The sequence below is a fragment of the Streptomyces sp. NPDC048254 genome (assembly GCF_043201895.1).
Taxonomy (GTDB): domain Bacteria; phylum Actinomycetota; class Actinomycetes; order Streptomycetales; family Streptomycetaceae; genus Streptomyces.
This window is the reverse complement of sequence record NZ_JBICZJ010000016.1, coordinates 123934-140896: the sequence shown is the minus strand read 5'-3', so window position 1 is coordinate 140896 and position 16963 is coordinate 123934. Positions and strand designations below refer to the sequence as shown.

Sequence of the window (16963 nt, the reverse complement as noted above, 5' to 3'; positions counted from 1 at the left end):
CCGTGCTCGCCGGGCGCGGTCAGCCCTTGACGATCGTCCGCTCGACGTCGGGAAATCCCTTGTCCCACCAGTGTCCGTAGCGCCGGTAGACGGCTGGATCGCGGTCGGTGAGCAGCACTGACAGCTTTTCCGCCTCCTCGGTCAGACCTTGCCACGCAACCTTACCGAGCCTGCGGAAGGCGGTCAGTTCCAGCCCGCCGTCGGTTGCGCGCCAAACTCCAACGACCTGCCCGTCAACGAGCAGGCAGGGCAGCACATCGCCGTTACGCCGGACGACCAGGGGGCGGTACTCGGGGGGCATGAGTCGCCCGGGGACGGCGTGAGCCAGCAGTGTGCTGTCCCACATCGGCAGCAACCTCGGCGGCGCCGGGGTGTCATCGGCAGGCACGGTAGCGTCGGCCAGGTCGAACAGGGCGCCGGCGCCGGGGCCTGGCACCCGTACCACCTGGTCGCCGAGCTCATGCAGCGCTTTGGTTATTGCGGTGCGTGTCAGCAGGGTGAACCGGGCGAAGTCCTGGGCTGACGCGGGCCCGAACGCGCGCAGGTAGGCGAGCAGCAGGTGCTGGACCCCAGCGTCGGCGTCCTGCGGCGCGGCCGCAGGGACCGCCGGCGAGGCGCGGTAGGAGTTCGGCTGTGTGAACGACCACGGGCCGCCGGTCGGCGCATGATGCAGTGGCGCGAACGTGCGTAGCGCCCACCACATGCGGTGTGCGTGCTCGCCGTGCCTCCCGGTGACCTTGTCCTCTACCTGGGCGCCGGTGCGGGGCCGCTCCAGGAACCCCGCGAGTTCTGGGAGCAGTGCGTCGGCGTCGTTGGGGGTCAGCCCTGTTGCGGTGAAGCGGCGGTCGTAAATTCGTGACGCTCGCAGAGTGCTCAGCATGGCAGCGCGGTAGGGCTCGTAGTCCTCGGCATGGACGACGTGCAGCGTTATCCGCATGAGGGTTGCCTTCACGATCCGGCCGTGCGCGAACGCTGCGTCGAGATCCTTGGGCGCGAAGTCCTGCACACGGTTCCATAGCGCCAGGTACGGCGACGCTGGTGCCTGGGCCTGCAGAGCGCAGACCCGGCGAACCGCCTCCGCCACATCGAGGCGCTGGCGCTCGAGCAAGAGCTGACGGTCCAACATGGCCAGGGCGAGCTGTCGCGCGGTGAGGCTCATGACTGGATCATGTCACCCTCGGCTCCCGTATGAAGCAACCGCTGATACGGGGCTATCAGTTGAAGGCACCTGCTTATCGGTTTGAATGGTCGCTGCTGTGCAGGAGCCGGAATAGCGCTGGGTTGGAACACTGCCCCTTCACCAGTACGTCAGTGAGATCGTCTCCTTCCACACCGAGGAGCAGCTCACCCTGTCCGGCGTCGGTGTCGACGACCTCTCGGGAGTGGAGCAGAAGACCACCACCACGGTGGCCATGGACTTCGGCCGCATCACCATCCACAACGGGCTCGCACTGTTCCTGTTCGGCACTCCGGGACAGGACCGGTACTGGTTCATGTGGGACGAACTGGCCGCGGGCGCCCTGTGCGCGGTGATCCTGGCCGACACCCGTCGGCTGGACACGAGCTTCTCCGCCATCGACTACTTCGAACGCGCCGGACTTCCGTTCGTCATGGCCGTCAACTGCTTCGACGACGCACGCACCCACCCCGCCGAGACGGTATGCGCCGCACTGAGTCTCGGGCCCGACGTGCCCGTCCTGTTGTGCGACGCGCGCCACCGTGAGTCCGTCAAGGAGATCCACGTGCACGCCGTCGAACACGTCCTGGCCGTGCAGATGCGACGAAAAGGTATCACGGGCTTACGGTACCCGGACCCAACTCCGTTTCCGGGAAACGTGGTTGCTGGTTTGAAGCAAGGTATTCACTGGTAGACATCGCTCGCTTGTTGTCGCCGCCCCCACTCGCCCCATGAGACCCATGAATCGGCCGAGTCGAGGGTGGCCTGGCGAGAGGAACCCGTGAAGTCCGCATCCAAGAGACCGGTGTTCACCGCACTGGTGGGCCTCGGCATACTGCTGGCGGCCGGCACGCCGGCGACATCCCTGACCCTCACAGGCGCCACCACGTCCGCCCCGACGGCATCTTCCCGAGCACCCCTCGGATCCGCCCTCGGCACCGATGACACCCGGCCCGCCGCCGCCCAACAGCGGTGGATCCCGCTGATCACGGGCGACCGCGTCCTGACCGACGGCAAGGGCGACGTGCTCTCCCTGCGCCCCGCCAAGGGCCGGGAAAACATACCGGTTCAAGTGGAGACCATCGGCGGACACACCTACGCCATCCCGGACGATGCCCGAGTCCTGGTCGAATCCGGCCGTCTCGACCGACGCCTGTTCGACATGACGACGCAGAGCGCGCCCGCCTACGCCCAGCGCACGGACCTGCGACTCATCGTCATGTACGACACAGGCCGCCCGGCGGCCAGGACGGCGCTGCGCGCCACCGCGGGGGCGACCGTACGGCACACGCTGAGCAGCATCGACGCCGACGCCATCAGCGCCCCCGCGAACGGCACTTCGCAGCTGTGGACCGCCCTCACCACGGGCTCCGCCCAGGCCACGACCCGCACCGCCGCCCCCGGTATCGCCTCGGTGTGGCTCGACGCCGTCGTCCAGGCCTCGCTCGACAAGAGCGTGCCGCAGATCGGCGGGCCCGAGGCATGGGCGGCCGGCTACGACGGCACCGGTACCCGTATCGCCGTCCTGGACAGCGGCATCGACACCACCCACCCCGACCTGGCCGGGAAGGTCGTCGCCGAGCACAACTTCTCCGAGTCGCCGACCACGGACGACCTGTTCGGCCACGGCACGCACGTCGCGTCCATCGCTGCGGGCACCGGCGCCAAGTCCGGGGGGACGTACAAGGGTGTGGCGCCCGGCGCCGGCCTGCTGGACGGCAAGGTGCTCAACGACACCGGCCAGGGCGCCATGTCCGGGATCATCGCCGGTATGGAGTGGGCCGCGGCCGAGAAGGCGGACGTCGCCAACCTCAGCCTGGGTGCCTACGACTCCCCGGAGCTCGACCCGATGGAGGAGGCGGTCGACAAGCTGTCGGCCGAGAGCGGAACCCTCTTCGTGGTGGCGGCCGGCAACGACGGCGAGCAGGGAGCCGGCACTATCAGCACCCCGGGCAGCGCCGACGCGGCGCTGACGGTCGGCGCGGTCGACAAGCAGGACGTGCTGGCCCCGTTCTCCAGCACCGGCCCGCGCGCCGGCGACGACGCGATCAAGCCCGACCTCACGGCACCGGGCGTGGACATCGGGGCCGCGGCCGCACACGACAGCTACATGGCCTCCGTCGCCCCCTCGGTCGCGGACGGCTACATCTCCCTCAGCGGCACCTCCATGGCGACCCCGCACGTCGCGGGTGCCGCCGCCCTTCTCGCCGAGCAGCACCCCGACTGGACCGGCGACGACATCAAGCAGGCGCTCGTGGCGTCGACCACGCCCGGCGCGTACACGGCGTACCAGCAGGGCTCGGGCCGGGTCGACCTGCGCAAGGCGATCAAGCAGACGGTGTTCACCCGGGAGACCTCGCTCGCCTTCGGTCTCGCCCAGTGGCCGCACACCGATGACCAGCCGCTCACGAAGACCCTCACCTACCGCAACGTGGGTGACACCGCGGTCACCCTCAAGCTGGCCGTGGACGGCACCGCACCCGACGGAAGCCCCGCCCCCGGCGGGATGTTCACCGCCGACGGCCACCTCACCGTCCCCGCGCACGGCGAGGCCACCGCGCGGATCGTCGCCGACACCCGGCTCGGGGGCGACACCGCCGGCCGCTTCACCGGCCGGGTGACCGCCACGGGCGACGGGCAGACCGTCGCCACCGCGCTGGCCGTGGAACGCGAGTCGGAGATGTACACCGTCACGGTGAAGCCCTTGAGCCGTGCGGGCAAGCCTGTCCCCGACGCCTCCTGGAACGCCACGCTGGCGGGCCTCTCGGGTCCTCGTGAGGGACTCGCCTCGTATCTGTCCGGCGACACCTACTCGGTGCGCGTCCCCAAGGGCCGGTACTTCCTCAACGCCTCGCTGCGGGCGGATCCGTCCGGTTCGTACGACCAGGGTGAGGACTGGTTCAACCAGCCGAACCTCGACGTCACCAAGGACACCACGGTCACCCTGGACGCGCGCACCACCAAGCCGGTCGAGGTCACCGTGCCGGACCGTGCCGCCCGGCAGACCTTCGGCTACGTCCGCGCGGGCGTCGATCAGGCGGGTGAGCCGGGCCCGGCCTTCCTCGCCTTCTTCGGCACCTCCGAGGAACTCCGCACCGCGCACGTCGGCCCCGCCGTGAACTCCGCGGACACCTTGCACCAGCGCATCGAGGCCACCTTCTCCACCGGCGCCCAGGGCCACGACGAGTACGACGTGGCGTACGAGCCGAAGGGCGGCCGATACGTCACCGGTTTCTCCGCACACCCCCGTGCCCGCGACTTCGCCGACGTCCGCACGGAGGTGGGCGGACCCGGGCAGGGCAAGACCGGTTACCTCTCACTGGCCGCCCTGAACGGTGGCGGCACGACCGTCGAACGTGCCCTCCCCGCCATGCTCACCCTGCACCTGCTGTCGGCGGACGGCACGTGGTGGCTGAGCCTGCGCCAGAAGGGAGCCGACGGCCACGTCGACACCGTCTACGACGCGTCCGGCGCCACCTTCCAGCCGGGTCGCTCGTACCACCGCGTGCTGAACGTGGGCGTCTTCGGACCCGACCTGCCGGACGGCGCCGGGCTGATCCGCACCGGCGACACGATGGACGGGAGCCTGCCGCTGTTCTCGGACGGGGCCGGCGACTCCAGCAGCAACCAGACGCGGGTGGACAGCGCCGACACGAGTCTGTACCGCGACGGCCAACTGGTGCGCTGGAGCCCGTACCCGATGGACTTCTTCTACGCCGCGGACAACGACGACCGGGCCGACTACCGGCTGGACGTCTCGGTGCGGCGCGGCACGGAGGCGGACGTCTCCGACAGCCTGGACGTGGAATGGACCTTCTCCTCCGGACACACCTCACAGACGACCGAACTGCCCATCTCGGTCGTCCGCTTCACGCCCGAACTCTCCCTCGACAGCACCGGCAGGGCGGAGGCGAAGGTGTGGGTCCCGGTCACCGTGAAGGGCTCCGCCGCGGGCAGGAACCTCAAGTCCCTGAAGGTCTGGGTCTCCTATGACGAGGGCGGCCACTGGCAGACGGTGAAGGTGCGCGACGGACGGGTGCGGGTCACCAATCCCCGGGCGGGCGGCAGTGTCTCCTTCAGGACGGCGGCAGCCGACCGGCAGGGCAACACGGTCAGCGAGACGATCGTCAACGCCTATCTGACGAAGTAGGTACGCCCGCCGGCGGCATGAGGGCCGGAACGGGCCGGAACAAACATCACCGAGGGCTCCTGCCGCTGGCAGGAGCCCTCGCTCGCCGGGGCCAGGGCCTAGCGGCCCGTCACGGTGAGGGCCGCGGTCGCGGCGGCGCCCAGCGCCTCGTCGTCCGGCTCCGTGCCGGCCCAGGCCACATGACCGTCCGGCCGGACGAGTGCCGCTCGTACGCCCTGCCACTGCGCCCGTTCCTCGGCGAGCGTGTCGACGTGCACGACCGCCTGCCACCTGCCGGGCAGTTCCCCGACGGCGGCGACCGCCCTGCCGCCCGCCATGTCGATCAGGACGTGATGTCCGGGCTCCAGCAGCGAGAACAGCCCGGAGCCCCCGGAAAACCGGAGATCGGGCGCCCTGCGGCCCACGAGCGGATGGGCGGCGGTATCCCGCGGCGGATAGGCCACCGACAGTCCCGAGACGGCGTCGGCCAGGTACCGCGAGAAGCCGGGCTCCCGCGCGACCGCGCCGCCCAGGAACGACCGCAGGTTCTTGCCCTCCGGCGTCCAGGCCGTCATCAGCACACTCTGGGCGTCGGTGAGCTCCAGAAGCTCCGCGCCCACGGGGCGGCGCTCCGCCTCGTAGCTGTCCAGCAGTCCCTCGGGGGCCTGGCCCTGCACGACGGCGGCCAGCTTCCACGCCAGGTTCCACGCGTCCTGCACACCGACGTTCAGGCCGACGCCGCCGGCCGGCAGATGCCGGTGGGCGGCGTCGCCCACGAGCAGCACGCGGTCCTTGCGGTAGTGGTCCGCCAGTTTCGCGGCGTTGCCGGAGCGTGACACCCACAGCGGGTTGCGCAGGCCGAAGTCGGTCCCGGCGACGGCGGCCGTCTTGGCCCGCAGTTCCTCCACCGTGTACCCGTCCCACCGGGCGCTGCGGTCCTCCAGGTCGAGTCCGCCGACGCGGTACACGCCGGGCGACATCGGTACGACCATCAGAGTGCCCCGGGCGTTGACATGGGTGTAGGGCACCTGGGGCGGCGGGGCGTCGAGCGCGACGTCGGCCAGCCATCCGTACCAGGTGGAATCGGTACCGGAGAAGCCGATGCCCGCACTCTCACGCACGGCGCTGCGCGTGCCGTCGCAGCCGACCAGGTAGTCCGCCTCCAGGGCGTATCCCCCGTCGGGGCCCTCGACGCCGGCCACGACCGAGTGCGGCTTGTTCTCGAGGAACCCGGTGAAGACGTGACCGCGCCGGATGTCCGCACCCAGCTGCAGCGCGTACTCCTCCAGCAGTTCCTCCACCTTGGGCTGCGGCAGCATCAGGGTGTACGGGAACGGGGTGTCCAGGGCGCGGAAATCCATCCGCTCGGCGAGCAGGCCGAAATGGCCGCTGGGCACGCGGGTGCCGTGCTCGACGAAGCGGTCGGCGATCCCCCGCGACGCCCACATCTCCAGGGTGCGGGGATGAACGGTGAACCCCTTGGAGTAGGGGCTACGCGCGGGAAGCCGCTCGACGACGATGACGTCCACACCGCGAAGCCGCAGCTCCGCCGCCGTCCAAAGGCCGGTGGGACCGCCCCCGATGACAATGACACTGCCCATGGCGCCCTCTTGGTTCCTGGTTGCGAAAAGCGATTGTACTTGACTGATCAAGTATATGGGCATGGAAAACCCTGGACAACAGCAGTGCGGCCGGACCGAGGTCCGGCCGCACGGTGCGCCGCGCCCGCTCCGATCAGCCTACGCGGCGGTTTTCTGCAGGGTTTTCAGGAACTCGTCCGTGGTGAAGATCGCATGGGCGTACGCGGGACCATTGATGTCGAACGTGGCCTTCATCTCGTCCCACGAGAACGCGCCGATGGCGTCGCGGATGAGCGTCACGTGGTAGCCCAGCTCCTGCCCGAACCGGGCGGTGGTGTCAACACACGTGTTCGCCTTCATCCCGATGATCACGACCTTCTGGACACCGTGCTGCTTCAGCAGCATGTCCAGGTCCGTGTTGGCGAAGCCGCTCGACGCCCAGTGCTGGCGCATGACCAGCTCGTTGTCCCGCGGCACGAAGTCCGGGTGCCACTCGGCGCCCCAGCTGCCGAGCGCGAAGGTCTGCCGTTCGACGACACGTTGCTGAGTCGGGGACAGGTGATCCCACGTCTCGTAGTCGCCCGGCGCCGTCTGGTGATGCGGCACGATGAAGACGTGGAAACCCCGTTGGCGAGCGGCGGCCAGCACCGCCCGCATGTGGTCGAGAAGATCGATCTCCTCCGCGACCTCCTTGACCTGCGGCCATATCTTTCCGCCCTCCGACAGGAAGTCGTTGTACGGATCGATGATCAGCAGGGCGGTACTTTCGGGAGAATAGATCACATCCTGGGCGTTCATCGCACCTCGGTTCTTCCGCTGCGAACTCGCGGCGTATCGGCACATCTCACCGGAGCACCCCGTCACACCCCGACGTCCCGCCCGGGAGACCGGCTCCCTTCGGGAAAAGGCGCCGCTCCACCGTCTGCGTACCATTCGGTGTCGGCGGCCCCTCGCCCTCGTCGCCCGGCCCGCGGCCCGGCCGCCGAGAATGAGCACGGCTTCCGCAGCCGCCACCCATCACGCTCTCACGCTCCCGATGCGATTGCATCTCGGTCGTGACCTGGTTCTCCCCGCGACGGTACGTTCCCCGGAAGCGGCACGGGCCCGTCAGCCCAGGTCGGTGATGAACCGGGTGAGCAACTCCGCGAAGACCTCCGGCGCCTCAAGGTGCGGTGCGTGACCCGCCCCCGGCAGGATCTGCACGGCACCGCGCCAGAGTGTCGGCATGGTGAGTCCCGCCAAGTAGTCGAGGCTGACCAGTTGCTCGCCTTCGCCGTGCAGCACCGCGACGGGCCGTGTCAGCTCGGCGACCACGCGGACCTCGTCGGCGAAGGCACCGGATTCGATGCCCGCCAGGATGCCGCTGCGGGCCGCGCCGTCGGTGGCGAGTATGTCGGCGACGAGATCCTCCACGGGCCGGGTCGATCCGGGCGCCAGGAAACTCGTCGCGTACGCCTCGGCCGCAGCGGCGTCGACCTCGGCGGTGAAGCCCACGCCCATGGCGGGGTTCGGCAGGAAGGCCCCGCCGATGTCGGCTGGGCCGCCCACGGGCGGAGTGCCGAAGAGTACGAACCCGGCGGCTCGAGGCAGCCGTTGGGTCGCCTCGAGCGCGATGTGACCGCCGAGGCTCCACCCGACGATCACCGCGTCCTCGGCGTCCAGCTCCCTGACGAACCCAGCGAGAAGGGAGGCGTACCCGGGCAGCGAGTAGCCGTCCGGTGTCCGGGCCGCCGCCGAACGGCCGTGTCCCGGCAGATCGAGCGCCAGACAGCGGAACCGTGCCCCGAAGGAGCTCTCCATCAGCGGGCCCCACACCCTCGCGGACGAGGAGTTCCCGTGGATCAGGACCACGGTGCGGCCGGTGCCCTCCGATGCCCTGTAGGCGATGTCCTGACCAGAGATGTCGATATGTTCCTGCCTCACCGCGGATCCCTCCCGATACGGCGGCCCGGCCGCACGAACGTGCGACCGCTCGCGTTCAAGGTACTTGTGGATCTTGCCCGGGTGAACGGCGAGCCACCGGACATCACGGCGGTCACCAAGAGGCGGCAAGTGTGACGGCCGCCGCCACCGCCACGAGGAAGAGGAGAACCGGAACCGTGGCAGCGCCACGGGCGGCTCCGTCTCCGTAGTCGCCCCACTTCACGTGGTACCCGATCGCCACCAGGAGCAGGACGGCCATCCCGACAGCGGCCGCGATGCCCAGCGGCTCCCACCAGATGCCGGCCACCAGCCCCGCCGCCGCGGCCACCTCGAGGAGGCCGATGAAACGGATCAGCGCGGGACCGAGCCCTTTCGCGACGAGCCCGTCCACGACGTCACCCTTGAACTGCGCCTTCGGCGCGCCGGCGGCAACGGTGATCAGGGCGAGAAGAACACTGAGGATGACAGCTGCGATGTACACGACGGTCCTTGGGAAGGCGAGGGAAGGATGAAGGTGTGCACCGCACGAAAGGTGCACCGCACTCTGCGCCGGCCGATCCGGACGAGAGCGCGTAGGCACATGTGGCGCAGGCGCCGGACCCGAGGCCGGATCGGCCGTCAGGGTCCCGAGGAGCGCGCCCTCAGGTGGCGATGCCGCGCAGGGCCGCCGCGAGCCTGCCGAGGTCCAGCCCCGTCAGATGGTCCAGGAAATGACGGCGGACCGAGGCGAGGTTGGTCGGCCAGGCCTTGGCCAGCCGGTCGAAGCCCGCGTCCGTGAGGACGGCGTTCCAGCCCCGGGCGTCCTGCCGCGACCTGACCCGCCGGATGAGACCCTCTTTTTCCAGCCGGTCCGCCAGGCGCGACATGCCGCTGCCGCTCATCTCCACCGCGACGGCGAGATCGCCCATGCGCAGCTTCCGGCCCGGAGCCTCGGAGAGGTGCATGAGAGCCAGGTATTCGGTCAGGGAAAGCCTCTGCTCCCGCATCATGTCGGCATCGACGGCACGGGGCAGGGCGTAGATGATGCGGCCGAGCGACCTCACCACGGCTTCTTCGTCCTGGGTGAGGGGTTGCGGAACGCGATCCCGCCGCCGCGCGTCGCTCGACACGAGTTCATGGTAATTGCCTGCCAAAGCGGCCCGCCAAGCTTGCTGGGGTGAGAGTCGGACCGTGCTCCTGCGAGAGCGCCGTGATCTCACCGGCCACGGCACGCGCCGCGGCAGTCGGCTGTGTCACGTACGAACGGCGGCGGCCCGACCTCTCCGCCCGGCCGCCGCCGTTACCTCACGAACAGGTGCGCCCGTCAGGCGGCACGCAGCGGGGCGAGCGCCTTGCTCCAGGCCAGCACCTGGTCCAGCGTGGTGTTCAGGGCCTCGAGCTGGAAGTCGCCGGGCTTGAACACGCTGAAGTTCTCGAAGTCGTGGAACAGCGACAGCGCGACCTGGGAACGCACGTCCGCCATCTGCAGCTCGCCGGCGATGAGACGCAGGTGCTCCACCGCACGCGCACCGCCCGCGCCGCCGTAGCTGACGAACGCGACGGCCTTGTTGTTCCACTCGGCGTACAGGTAGTCGATGGCGTTCTTGAGCACACCGGACGTGGAGTGGTTGTACTCGGGCGTCACCATGATGAAGCCGTCGAACGAAGCGATCTTGTCCGCCCACTCCCGCGTGTGCGGCTGGGAGTACTGGCCGAGGGACGGCGGGAGCGCCTCGTCGAGGTGCGGGAGCTTGTAGTCGAGGAGGTCGACCAGCTCGAACTCCGCGTCGGTCCGCTTCGAGGCGATGTCGAGCACCCAACGAGCGACAGCCTCGCCGTTGCGGCCCGGACGGGTGCTGCCGAGGATGATTCCGATCTTGGTCACGCTGAACCCTTCGTGAAAATGACCCGCGTCCGTCCCGGGCGTAGATGTGGCCCTGGCGACCGGTTCGCGATATACTTGCTTCGACAAACACCATAGTAGGGAAGTGGTTGTTGCGTCAAATAATCACTCGACCCGGAGACGGAAACACGGGGCCGGATCGGCCGTCGACAGCGGCGCTCGACGCCGCACACATGTGAGGTATGCCCCCATGACATCGAAGTCCAGCCCGCGCAAGGACGGCCTGAAACCGCTTACCGCCGAAGAGGAGGCCGTTGTGCGCTCCCTCCCCTCGCTCCTCTACGCGCTGCCCCGCGCCATCGACGCCCAGATGCAGCGGGAGCAAGGGCTGTCGAACACGGAATACCTGACCTTGATGTACCTGTCGGAGGCACCCGACCGACAACTGCGCATGCACGAGCTCGCCAACACCATCGAGATGTCCCTCAGCGGCACGACCCGCATCGTGCAACGACTGGAGGGGGAGGGATTCATCGAGCGGCTGCGGTGCGAGACGGACGGCCGCAGCTGGCACGCCTCCTTGACCGCCGCCGGCCTGGCCCGCCTGGAGGAGGCCTATCCCACCAATCTGGACGCGATCCGACGGCACTTCCTCGACCACCTCAAGGAGCTGGACCTCAAGAAGCTCGCGGCGGCACTGCGCAACGTCGCCACCTGACCGCCGCACCTCCGCCAGAGCCGTGCCCCATCCCCTACCCCTCTGAGGTGTGATCCACAGAACAGGCTGCTCACACGTGTGCGCTTACGGAATCGCCTATATTTGCTGCGCGTAACAATTACCCGGGTGTGCTCACCCGGGTTTCGTGCGCCGTGCGGCCGTCCTGCGATTCGACGAGCCCGCAGACCAACGACCCTGGGGAAGGAAAGACATGACTCTCACCATCACCGACGTGCGGACCGGCCTCGCGCTGCCCGGCAGCGCCACCGACCCTGCGGGCACCGGGCGGCACCGTGGCACACGCGCCGACGAGGACGGCTGCGCACCCGAACGCGACTCCGCGGGGCACGGCCGTCACCGTAGGCCGGTTCGCGGTTCCGCTCGGAACGAGAACGCGGACCCCGGCTGGAGGCACCATGTCGCCGACGACCTGGCGGCCCTCGAAGAACTGATCCTCCGCGAGAAGACACTGCGGACGGACCGCCCGCTGGATCTCTGACCGCCTCCTCCGGCTCGTGTCTCAGCTGGTCGCCCAGCCCCTCAGCACGCCGAGAACTCCTCTGCCCCGCCGTCGGCGCAACCGCCGACGGCGCCACCGACACAACACACAGGACGTACAGGATGCAATTCGGAATCTTCGGCGTAGGAGACCTGGGACGCGACCCGTTGTCCGGACGGACACCCACGGAACGCGACCGGCTCAAGGCACTCGTGGAGTACGCGGAGCTCGCCGACGAGGTCGGCCTGGACGTCTTCGCCACCGGCGAGCACCACAACCCTCCGTTCGTCATCTCCTCGCCCACCACGCTGCTCGGACACATCGCGGCGCGGACGAAGAAGCTCCTGCTGTCCACGTCGACCACGCTGATCACCACGAACGATCCGGTGAAGATCGCCGAGGACTACGCGATGCTCCAGCATCTCGCCGACGGCCGGGTCGACCTGATGCTGGGCCGCGGCAACACCGGGCCGGTCTACCCGTGGTTCGGACAGGACATCCGCGACGGCATCGCCCTGGCGGTGGAGAACTACGCCCTGCTGCGCCGGCTGTGGCGCGAGGACGTGGTCGACTGGGAGGGCAGATTCCGCACACCGTTGCAGGGTTTCACCGCCACGCCGCGGCCGATGGACGACGTGCCGCCGTTCGTCTGGCACGCCTCCATCCGCAGCCCGGAGATCGCCGAACAGGCCGCTTACTACGGGGACGGCTTCTTCCACAACAACTTGTTCTGGCCCAAGGAGCACGTCCGGCAACTGGTCGACCTCTACCGCGGCCGCTTCGAGCACTACGGGCACGGACGTGCCGACCAGGCCTTCGTCGGCCTGGCCGCGCACGTTTTCGTGCGGAGGAACTCGCAGGACGCCGTCCGGGAGTTCCGCAGTTACTTCAACGCCTCATCGGCGTACGGGAACGGCCCGTCCCTGGAGGACACCATGGCCCGTACCGCGGTGGTGGTCGGCAGCCCGCAGGAGGTGATCGAGCGAGTGCTGGCGTACCGCGAGCACGCGGGCGGCGACTACCAGCGTCAGCTGTTCAACGTGGACGGCATCGGCGTTCCGCGTGAAACCGTTCTCGAACAGATCGAGTCGCTGGGCGAGATCGTGCCCGTCCTGCGCAAGGAGTTCGCGGTGGGCCGCCCGGCCCGCGTTCCGGACGCCCCGACGCACGCCTCTCTCGCCGCGGCGGCGCAGGAGAAGGCCGCGCTGCCGGAGGAGGACCCGCGATGAAGCGCACCGTCGCCGTCGTCTCGGCAGGACTGCGGCTGCCGTCCTCCACCCGTCTGCTCGCCGACCGGCTCTCGGACGCCGTCCGCGCCGAGCTGGAGCGGCTCGGCGAGCCGGTCGAGATCGTCGTCGTAGAGGTGAGGGACCATGCTCACGACCTGGTCGACCATCTGATGGCGGGCTACCCGTCGCCCGACCTGCGAGAGGTGTTCGACTCCGTCGCGAGGGCCGACGGCCTGATCGCCGTGACGCCGACCTTCAACGCCTCCTACAGCGGTCTGTTCAAGCTGTTCTTCGACTGTCTGGACGACACCGCCCTGACGGACAAACCCGTACTGATCGCGGCCACCGGCGGCACCGGGCGGCATTCGCTCGTGCTGGAACACGTGATGCGGCCGATGTTCACCTACCTGCACGCGACGGCCGTGCCCACCGCGGTGTACGCCGCGACCGAGGACTGGGGCGCCGAACGCGATTCCCAGGGAGCTCTGCTGGAGCGCGTGGCACGAGCGGCCAGGGAACTCGCCGTCGCGACAGCCCGCCGTGAGCGGCCCACGCCCCCGGACCCCTACCGCGATCCCGTGCCGTTCGAGCAGCTGCTGGGCGGCGGGTGAGCGGAGGCGGACGGCACCGGGGGCTCCCGCGACACACACGGCGACGGACCGCGCACACGGGGTCGGTGCGACACACCTCACGTCTTCCGGACTCGCGCCGAACAGACAGGTCTGTCTAGCATGGGAGTGTCCGCTTCGCCCTATTCGGAAAGTGACTGATGAGCCGCGCATCCTCCACGCGTCAGCCCGCCTCGCCGGGTGCCCCGGCCAAGTCGTCCGGCGCGCACGCAGCGCCGCGGCGCCGGGCCCTGAGCCTCGGGCCCAAGGCCTCCATCGGACTGCTGGCATCGATCCTCATATCGCTGCTGGCATCGTCCAGCGCCCCGACCCCCCTCTACGCGATCTACCAGCAGCACTGGGGCTTCTCCCCCATCACCATCACCATCGTCTTCGGCACCTACGCGGTGGCCGTCCTGGCCGCCCTCCTGGTCTTCGGCAGGGTCTCCGACCAGGTGGGCCGGCGCCCGGTGCTTCTGACGGCCCTGCTCGTGCAGGTCCTGGGGATGGTCGTGTTCATCACCGCCGGGGATGTGGCCACGTTGCTGGTCGGCCGAGTCCTGCAAGGACTGAGCACCGGTGCGGCGGTCGGCGCGCTCGGCGCCGGAATGCTGGACATCGACGCACGCAAGGGCAGCTTCCTGAACTCCTTCGCCCCCACCATGGGGACCGCGAGCGGCGCCTTCGCCTCCGGACTGATCGTCCAGTACCTGCCGGCCCCCACCCATCTCGTCTACGTGGTGCTCCTCGGTGTCTTCGTCGTGCAGGCGCTGGGCGTGCTCGCCCTGAACGAGACGGTGACCCGCAAGCCGGGCGCGCTGGCCAGCATGGTTCCCGAGTTCAAGCTGCCCAGGTCCGCCCGTGCGTCGGTGGCCATCGCCGCACCTGTGATCTTCGCGGTGTGGGCGCTGGCCGGCCTGTACGGCGCACTCGGCCCGGCCATCACCCGGACCCTGGTGCACTCCGACTCCGTCGTCTGGGGCGGACTGCCCCTGTTCGTCATCGCGGGCTGCGCCGGTCTGGCGGTCATGGCGCTGCGCAGCGCGGCGACCCGGACCATGATGCTCATCAGCGTCGCCACACTGGTCGTCGGCGTGACGATCACCCTGGTGTCCATCGGCTCGGGCACCGGTGGCACGCTCTCCGTGATCGGCTTCTTCGTGGGCGGCGCGATCTCCGGCGTCGGCTTCGGAAGCGGGTTCCAGGGCGGCATCCGGCTGGTCATTCCGCAGGTGGAGCCGCATGAGCGAGCCGGTGTCCTCTCCCTGCTGTACGTCGTGTGCTACGTGGGCCTGGGTGTGCCGGCCGTGATCGCCGGCGTCCTGGTCGTGCACGGCGGCGGACTGATCCAGACCTCCCGGGAGTACGGCATCGCCGTCATCGTGCTGGCTCTGGCGGCCCTGGCCGGGCTGCTGGCCCGCGGCCGCCAGGTCGAACCGGTGCAGCGGGTGTCGGTGGTGCGTTCGCAGGACGTCCCGTCCGAGGCAGCCCCGGTGGCCCAGGTCTCCGAGGTGTGACGGAAACCTCCGGCACTAGAATGAACAAGTCTGTCTGAAAGGGTGTGGCCATGGCGACCAGAACCGCGACAAAGCCGTCCGCACGCGAACGGCTGCTCGAAGCGGCCAACGAGCTCTTCTACGGTGAAGGCGTGCAGACCGTCGGCATCGACCGCGTCATCGAGCACGCCGGGGTTGCCAAGGCCTCCCTCTACAACACCTTCGGAAGCAAGGAGGGCCTCGTCTGCGCCTACCTCGAGCTGCGCTACGTGCGGATGAGGGACCGGATCACCACGGTCCTGACCCGCTTCCGCACCCCGCGCGAGCAGTTGCTCGGCGTCTTCGACGCCCTGGGCGAGGCGATCAACGCCCCCGAGTACAACGGCTGTGCCTTCGTACGGGCCACCGCCGAGACGGCCGAGGACAGCTCGATCCGCCAGGTCGCGGACAACTACCGTCTCTGGATCCGCGGCCTGTTCACCGAACTCGCCGCGGCGTCCGGCTACGCCACTCCCGAGGCGCTGGCCCGGCAGCTGCACCTGCTGTACGACGGCGCGGGGCAGTCGGCCCGGATGGACCGCGACCTATCCGCCGCCACGACCGCCCGGACCGCGGCGGCCGTCCTGCTCGACGCGGCACCGCTGACCGCGGACACGGACTCTGCGTGAGAACCCCTCCCCCGGCGCCAGGGACGCAGCCGGGGGCAGGAGCGCCTCAGTCGCCGTCCGCTCGGCTGACGATCACGGCCGGCGCTGTCCTGGTGGTCACTCCGTACTCGCGCATCGCCGACTTCAGCTGCGCGCCGACGGTACTCGGGGACCTCGACAACGCACCGGCTGTCTGACGGTTCGTCATACCCCGTAGGAGCAGCCGCACCACTTCGGACTGGCGGGGCGAAAGGCGGTTCCCGTATCCGCGGCGGCCGCCACGCCGGCGTTCGCCGCGGACCGCACGAGCGCGATCAGGCGCATACAGTCCTCGGTGAGGGCGGACCGCCTGTTCGGCGTCGGCCGCGGCCAGCCGCAGGCGGGCGTGCGCCGCCGCGGACTCCAGCCACACGGCGATGATGCCGCGGCGCTCACCCTCCTCGCGGATGTCCCGCAGCAGCTCCTCCAGACGTTCGTCGCCGCCCTCGGCCGCCGCGGTGAGCTGTGCGTACAGCAGGGACGCCGCCAGGTGGCAGACCGGCTCGTCGGCGCTCTCGGCCCACGCGCGCCTGTTCGGCCAGTCCCTGCCCCGATCCGGTGAGGGAGTCGAGACGCACGGCCTGCCGCACCGCGTCGACGACCGGGCCGAGCGTCAGCGCCGCACGGAACGGCGGGCCGGCCACCACCAGGGCTTGCGAGCCGGCCGTCGCGACCACCGCCAGTGCTTCCCGTACCAGGCGGCTCTTGCCGATGCCGGACTCGCCCTCGACGATCACCAGCGCGGGCCGCCGCCGAAGAGCGTCGGTGACACGCAGCAACTCGCGCTCGCGGCCGACGAAACGGGGGCTGTCCGCACTCGCACTCCGCCGCACTCGACCGCCTTCAGCGCTGCCCGTGCCTGCGAGGGGCCGCCAGGTGACCCGACGGGAGGGGCATCGGCCGGGAGGCCGCCGACACACCTCGCAAGCGATGGGAAAGCCAAGCAGGGAGTGACATACTCCTCGAACACAAATGATCAGCAGGTGAATTAGACCAACATACTCCATTGCATGGTCAAGCCGTCATATACGTTTGAGGCGAGGCCGCCAGGGCGGGCTCGCTCGCGGTGAGCGCCGACATGACCTTGCGTCACATA

At 69.5% G+C, this 16963-nt stretch carries 17 protein-coding genes; 8 read left to right on the top strand and 9 right to left on the bottom strand.

Annotated elements, in window-relative coordinates:
• Window positions 1–19: 19 nt before the first annotated feature.
• On the bottom strand, window positions 20–1159 hold the full coding sequence (locus ACGFZQ_RS36500; protein WP_393843965.1) for a winged helix DNA-binding domain-containing protein: 1140 nt from the start codon (window positions 1157–1159) through the stop codon (window positions 20–22).
• Between the two features lie 130 nt (window positions 1160–1289).
• Between ACGFZQ_RS36500 and ACGFZQ_RS36495 the strand changes: the two genes are divergently transcribed.
• Both ACGFZQ_RS36495 and ACGFZQ_RS36490 read left to right on the top strand, forming a co-directional pair.
• Complete coding sequence (locus tag ACGFZQ_RS36495) at window positions 1290–1871, top strand: ATP/GTP-binding protein (protein ID WP_393844068.1); 582 nt, start codon at window positions 1290–1292, stop codon at window positions 1869–1871.
• An 87-nt stretch (window positions 1872–1958) separates the two neighbouring features.
• On the top strand, window positions 1959–5327 hold the full coding sequence (locus ACGFZQ_RS36490; RefSeq protein WP_393843964.1) for a S8 family serine peptidase: 3369 nt from the start codon (window positions 1959–1961) through the stop codon (window positions 5325–5327).
• A gap of 98 nt (window positions 5328–5425) precedes the next feature.
• Here the strand turns inward: ACGFZQ_RS36490 and ACGFZQ_RS36485 are convergent, their stop codons facing one another.
• From ACGFZQ_RS36485 to ACGFZQ_RS36460, 6 genes are all read right to left on the bottom strand, one after another.
• A complete protein-coding gene (locus ACGFZQ_RS36485) occupies window positions 5426–6907 on the bottom strand; it encodes an FAD-dependent oxidoreductase (RefSeq protein ID WP_393843963.1) in 1482 nt (493 codons plus the stop codon).
• Between the two features lie 138 nt (window positions 6908–7045).
• Entirely contained in the window at window positions 7046–7684 is a 639-nt protein-coding gene (locus ACGFZQ_RS36480) for an isochorismatase family cysteine hydrolase (protein ID WP_393843962.1), read from the bottom strand.
• 309 nt (window positions 7685–7993) lie between these two features.
• Window positions 7994–8809 (bottom strand): alpha/beta fold hydrolase, encoded by an 816-nt coding sequence (locus ACGFZQ_RS36475; protein WP_393843961.1) that lies wholly within the window; start codon window positions 8807–8809, stop codon window positions 7994–7996.
• Window positions 8810–8921: 112 nt separating this feature from the next.
• The gene (locus ACGFZQ_RS36470) at window positions 8922–9290 is read right to left on the bottom strand and encodes a DoxX family protein (RefSeq protein ID WP_393843960.1); all 369 of its coding nucleotides are present in this window, start codon (window positions 9288–9290) and stop codon (window positions 8922–8924) included.
• 160 nt (window positions 9291–9450) lie between these two features.
• Window positions 9451–9918, bottom strand: a complete 468-nt coding sequence (locus ACGFZQ_RS36465) for a MarR family winged helix-turn-helix transcriptional regulator (RefSeq protein WP_294013695.1) — start codon at window positions 9916–9918, stop codon at window positions 9451–9453.
• A 194-nt stretch (window positions 9919–10112) separates the two neighbouring features.
• Complete coding sequence (locus ACGFZQ_RS36460) at window positions 10113–10673, bottom strand: NADPH-dependent FMN reductase (protein ID WP_097228051.1); 561 nt, start codon at window positions 10671–10673, stop codon at window positions 10113–10115.
• Window positions 10674–10881: 208 nt separating this feature from the next.
• Here ACGFZQ_RS36460 and ACGFZQ_RS36455 point away from each other — a divergent pair, with 208 nt between their 5' ends.
• The 6 genes from ACGFZQ_RS36455 to ACGFZQ_RS36430 all read left to right on the top strand — a co-directional run bounded on the left by ACGFZQ_RS36455 (window position 10882) and on the right by ACGFZQ_RS36430 (window position 15849).
• Window positions 10882–11349 carry a MarR family winged helix-turn-helix transcriptional regulator gene (locus ACGFZQ_RS36455; RefSeq protein WP_393843959.1) on the top strand — a complete coding sequence of 156 codons (468 nt, stop codon included), beginning with the start codon at window positions 10882–10884 and terminating at the stop codon, window positions 11347–11349.
• Window positions 11350–11560: 211 nt separating this feature from the next.
• On the top strand, window positions 11561–11848 hold the full coding sequence (locus tag ACGFZQ_RS36450) for a hypothetical protein (protein ID WP_393843958.1): 288 nt from the start codon (window positions 11561–11563) through the stop codon (window positions 11846–11848).
• 122 nt (window positions 11849–11970) lie between these two features.
• Window positions 11971–13077: a CE1758 family FMN-dependent luciferase-like monooxygenase gene (locus tag ACGFZQ_RS36445; RefSeq protein WP_393843957.1), complete on the top strand. Its 1107-nt coding sequence runs from the start codon at window positions 11971–11973 to the stop codon at window positions 13075–13077.
• Entirely contained in the window at window positions 13074–13688 is a 615-nt protein-coding gene (locus tag ACGFZQ_RS36440) for an FMN reductase (RefSeq protein ID WP_393843956.1), read from the top strand. The genes ACGFZQ_RS36445 and ACGFZQ_RS36440 overlap by 4 nt, the downstream gene beginning before the upstream one ends.
• A gap of 158 nt (window positions 13689–13846) precedes the next feature.
• On the top strand, window positions 13847–15202 hold the full coding sequence (locus tag ACGFZQ_RS36435; RefSeq protein ID WP_393843955.1) for an MFS transporter: 1356 nt from the start codon (window positions 13847–13849) through the stop codon (window positions 15200–15202).
• A 50-nt stretch (window positions 15203–15252) separates the two neighbouring features.
• Window positions 15253–15849 carry a TetR/AcrR family transcriptional regulator gene (locus ACGFZQ_RS36430; RefSeq protein ID WP_393843954.1) on the top strand — a complete coding sequence of 199 codons (597 nt, stop codon included), beginning with the start codon at window positions 15253–15255 and terminating at the stop codon, window positions 15847–15849.
• Window positions 15850–15895: 46 nt separating this feature from the next.
• Here the strand turns inward: ACGFZQ_RS36430 and ACGFZQ_RS36425 are convergent, their stop codons facing one another.
• Complete coding sequence (locus ACGFZQ_RS36425) at window positions 15896–16240, bottom strand: response regulator transcription factor (RefSeq protein WP_393843953.1); 345 nt, start codon at window positions 16238–16240, stop codon at window positions 15896–15898.
• Between the two features lie 19 nt (window positions 16241–16259).
• On the bottom strand, window positions 16260–16700 hold the full coding sequence (locus tag ACGFZQ_RS36420) for an AAA family ATPase (RefSeq protein ID WP_393843952.1): 441 nt from the start codon (window positions 16698–16700) through the stop codon (window positions 16260–16262).
• Window positions 16701–16963 lie beyond the last annotated feature (263 nt).

Excerpts from the sequence above, each read along its gene's own strand:
- ACGFZQ_RS36500 (WP_393843965.1), bottom strand. The coding sequence starts at position 1,159 with ATGAGCCTCACCGCGCGACAGCTCGCCCTGGCCATGTTGGACCGTCAG.
- ACGFZQ_RS36485 (WP_393843963.1), bottom strand. The coding sequence starts at position 6,907 with ATGGGCAGTGTCATTGTCATCGGGGGCGGTCCCACCGGCCTTTGGACG.
- ACGFZQ_RS36480 (WP_393843962.1), bottom strand. The coding sequence starts at position 7,684 with ATGAACGCCCAGGATGTGATCTATTCTCCCGAAAGTACCGCCCTGCTG.
- ACGFZQ_RS36455 (WP_393843959.1), top strand. The coding sequence starts at position 10,882 with ATGACATCGAAGTCCAGCCCGCGCAAGGACGGCCTGAAACCGCTTACC.
- ACGFZQ_RS36450 (WP_393843958.1), top strand. The coding sequence starts at position 11,561 with ATGACTCTCACCATCACCGACGTGCGGACCGGCCTCGCGCTGCCCGGC.
- ACGFZQ_RS36445 (WP_393843957.1), top strand. The coding sequence starts at position 11,971 with ATGCAATTCGGAATCTTCGGCGTAGGAGACCTGGGACGCGACCCGTTG.
- ACGFZQ_RS36440 (WP_393843956.1), top strand. The coding sequence starts at position 13,074 with ATGAAGCGCACCGTCGCCGTCGTCTCGGCAGGACTGCGGCTGCCGTCC.
- ACGFZQ_RS36435 (WP_393843955.1), top strand. The coding sequence starts at position 13,847 with ATGAGCCGCGCATCCTCCACGCGTCAGCCCGCCTCGCCGGGTGCCCCG.
- ACGFZQ_RS36430 (WP_393843954.1), top strand. The coding sequence starts at position 15,253 with ATGGCGACCAGAACCGCGACAAAGCCGTCCGCACGCGAACGGCTGCTC.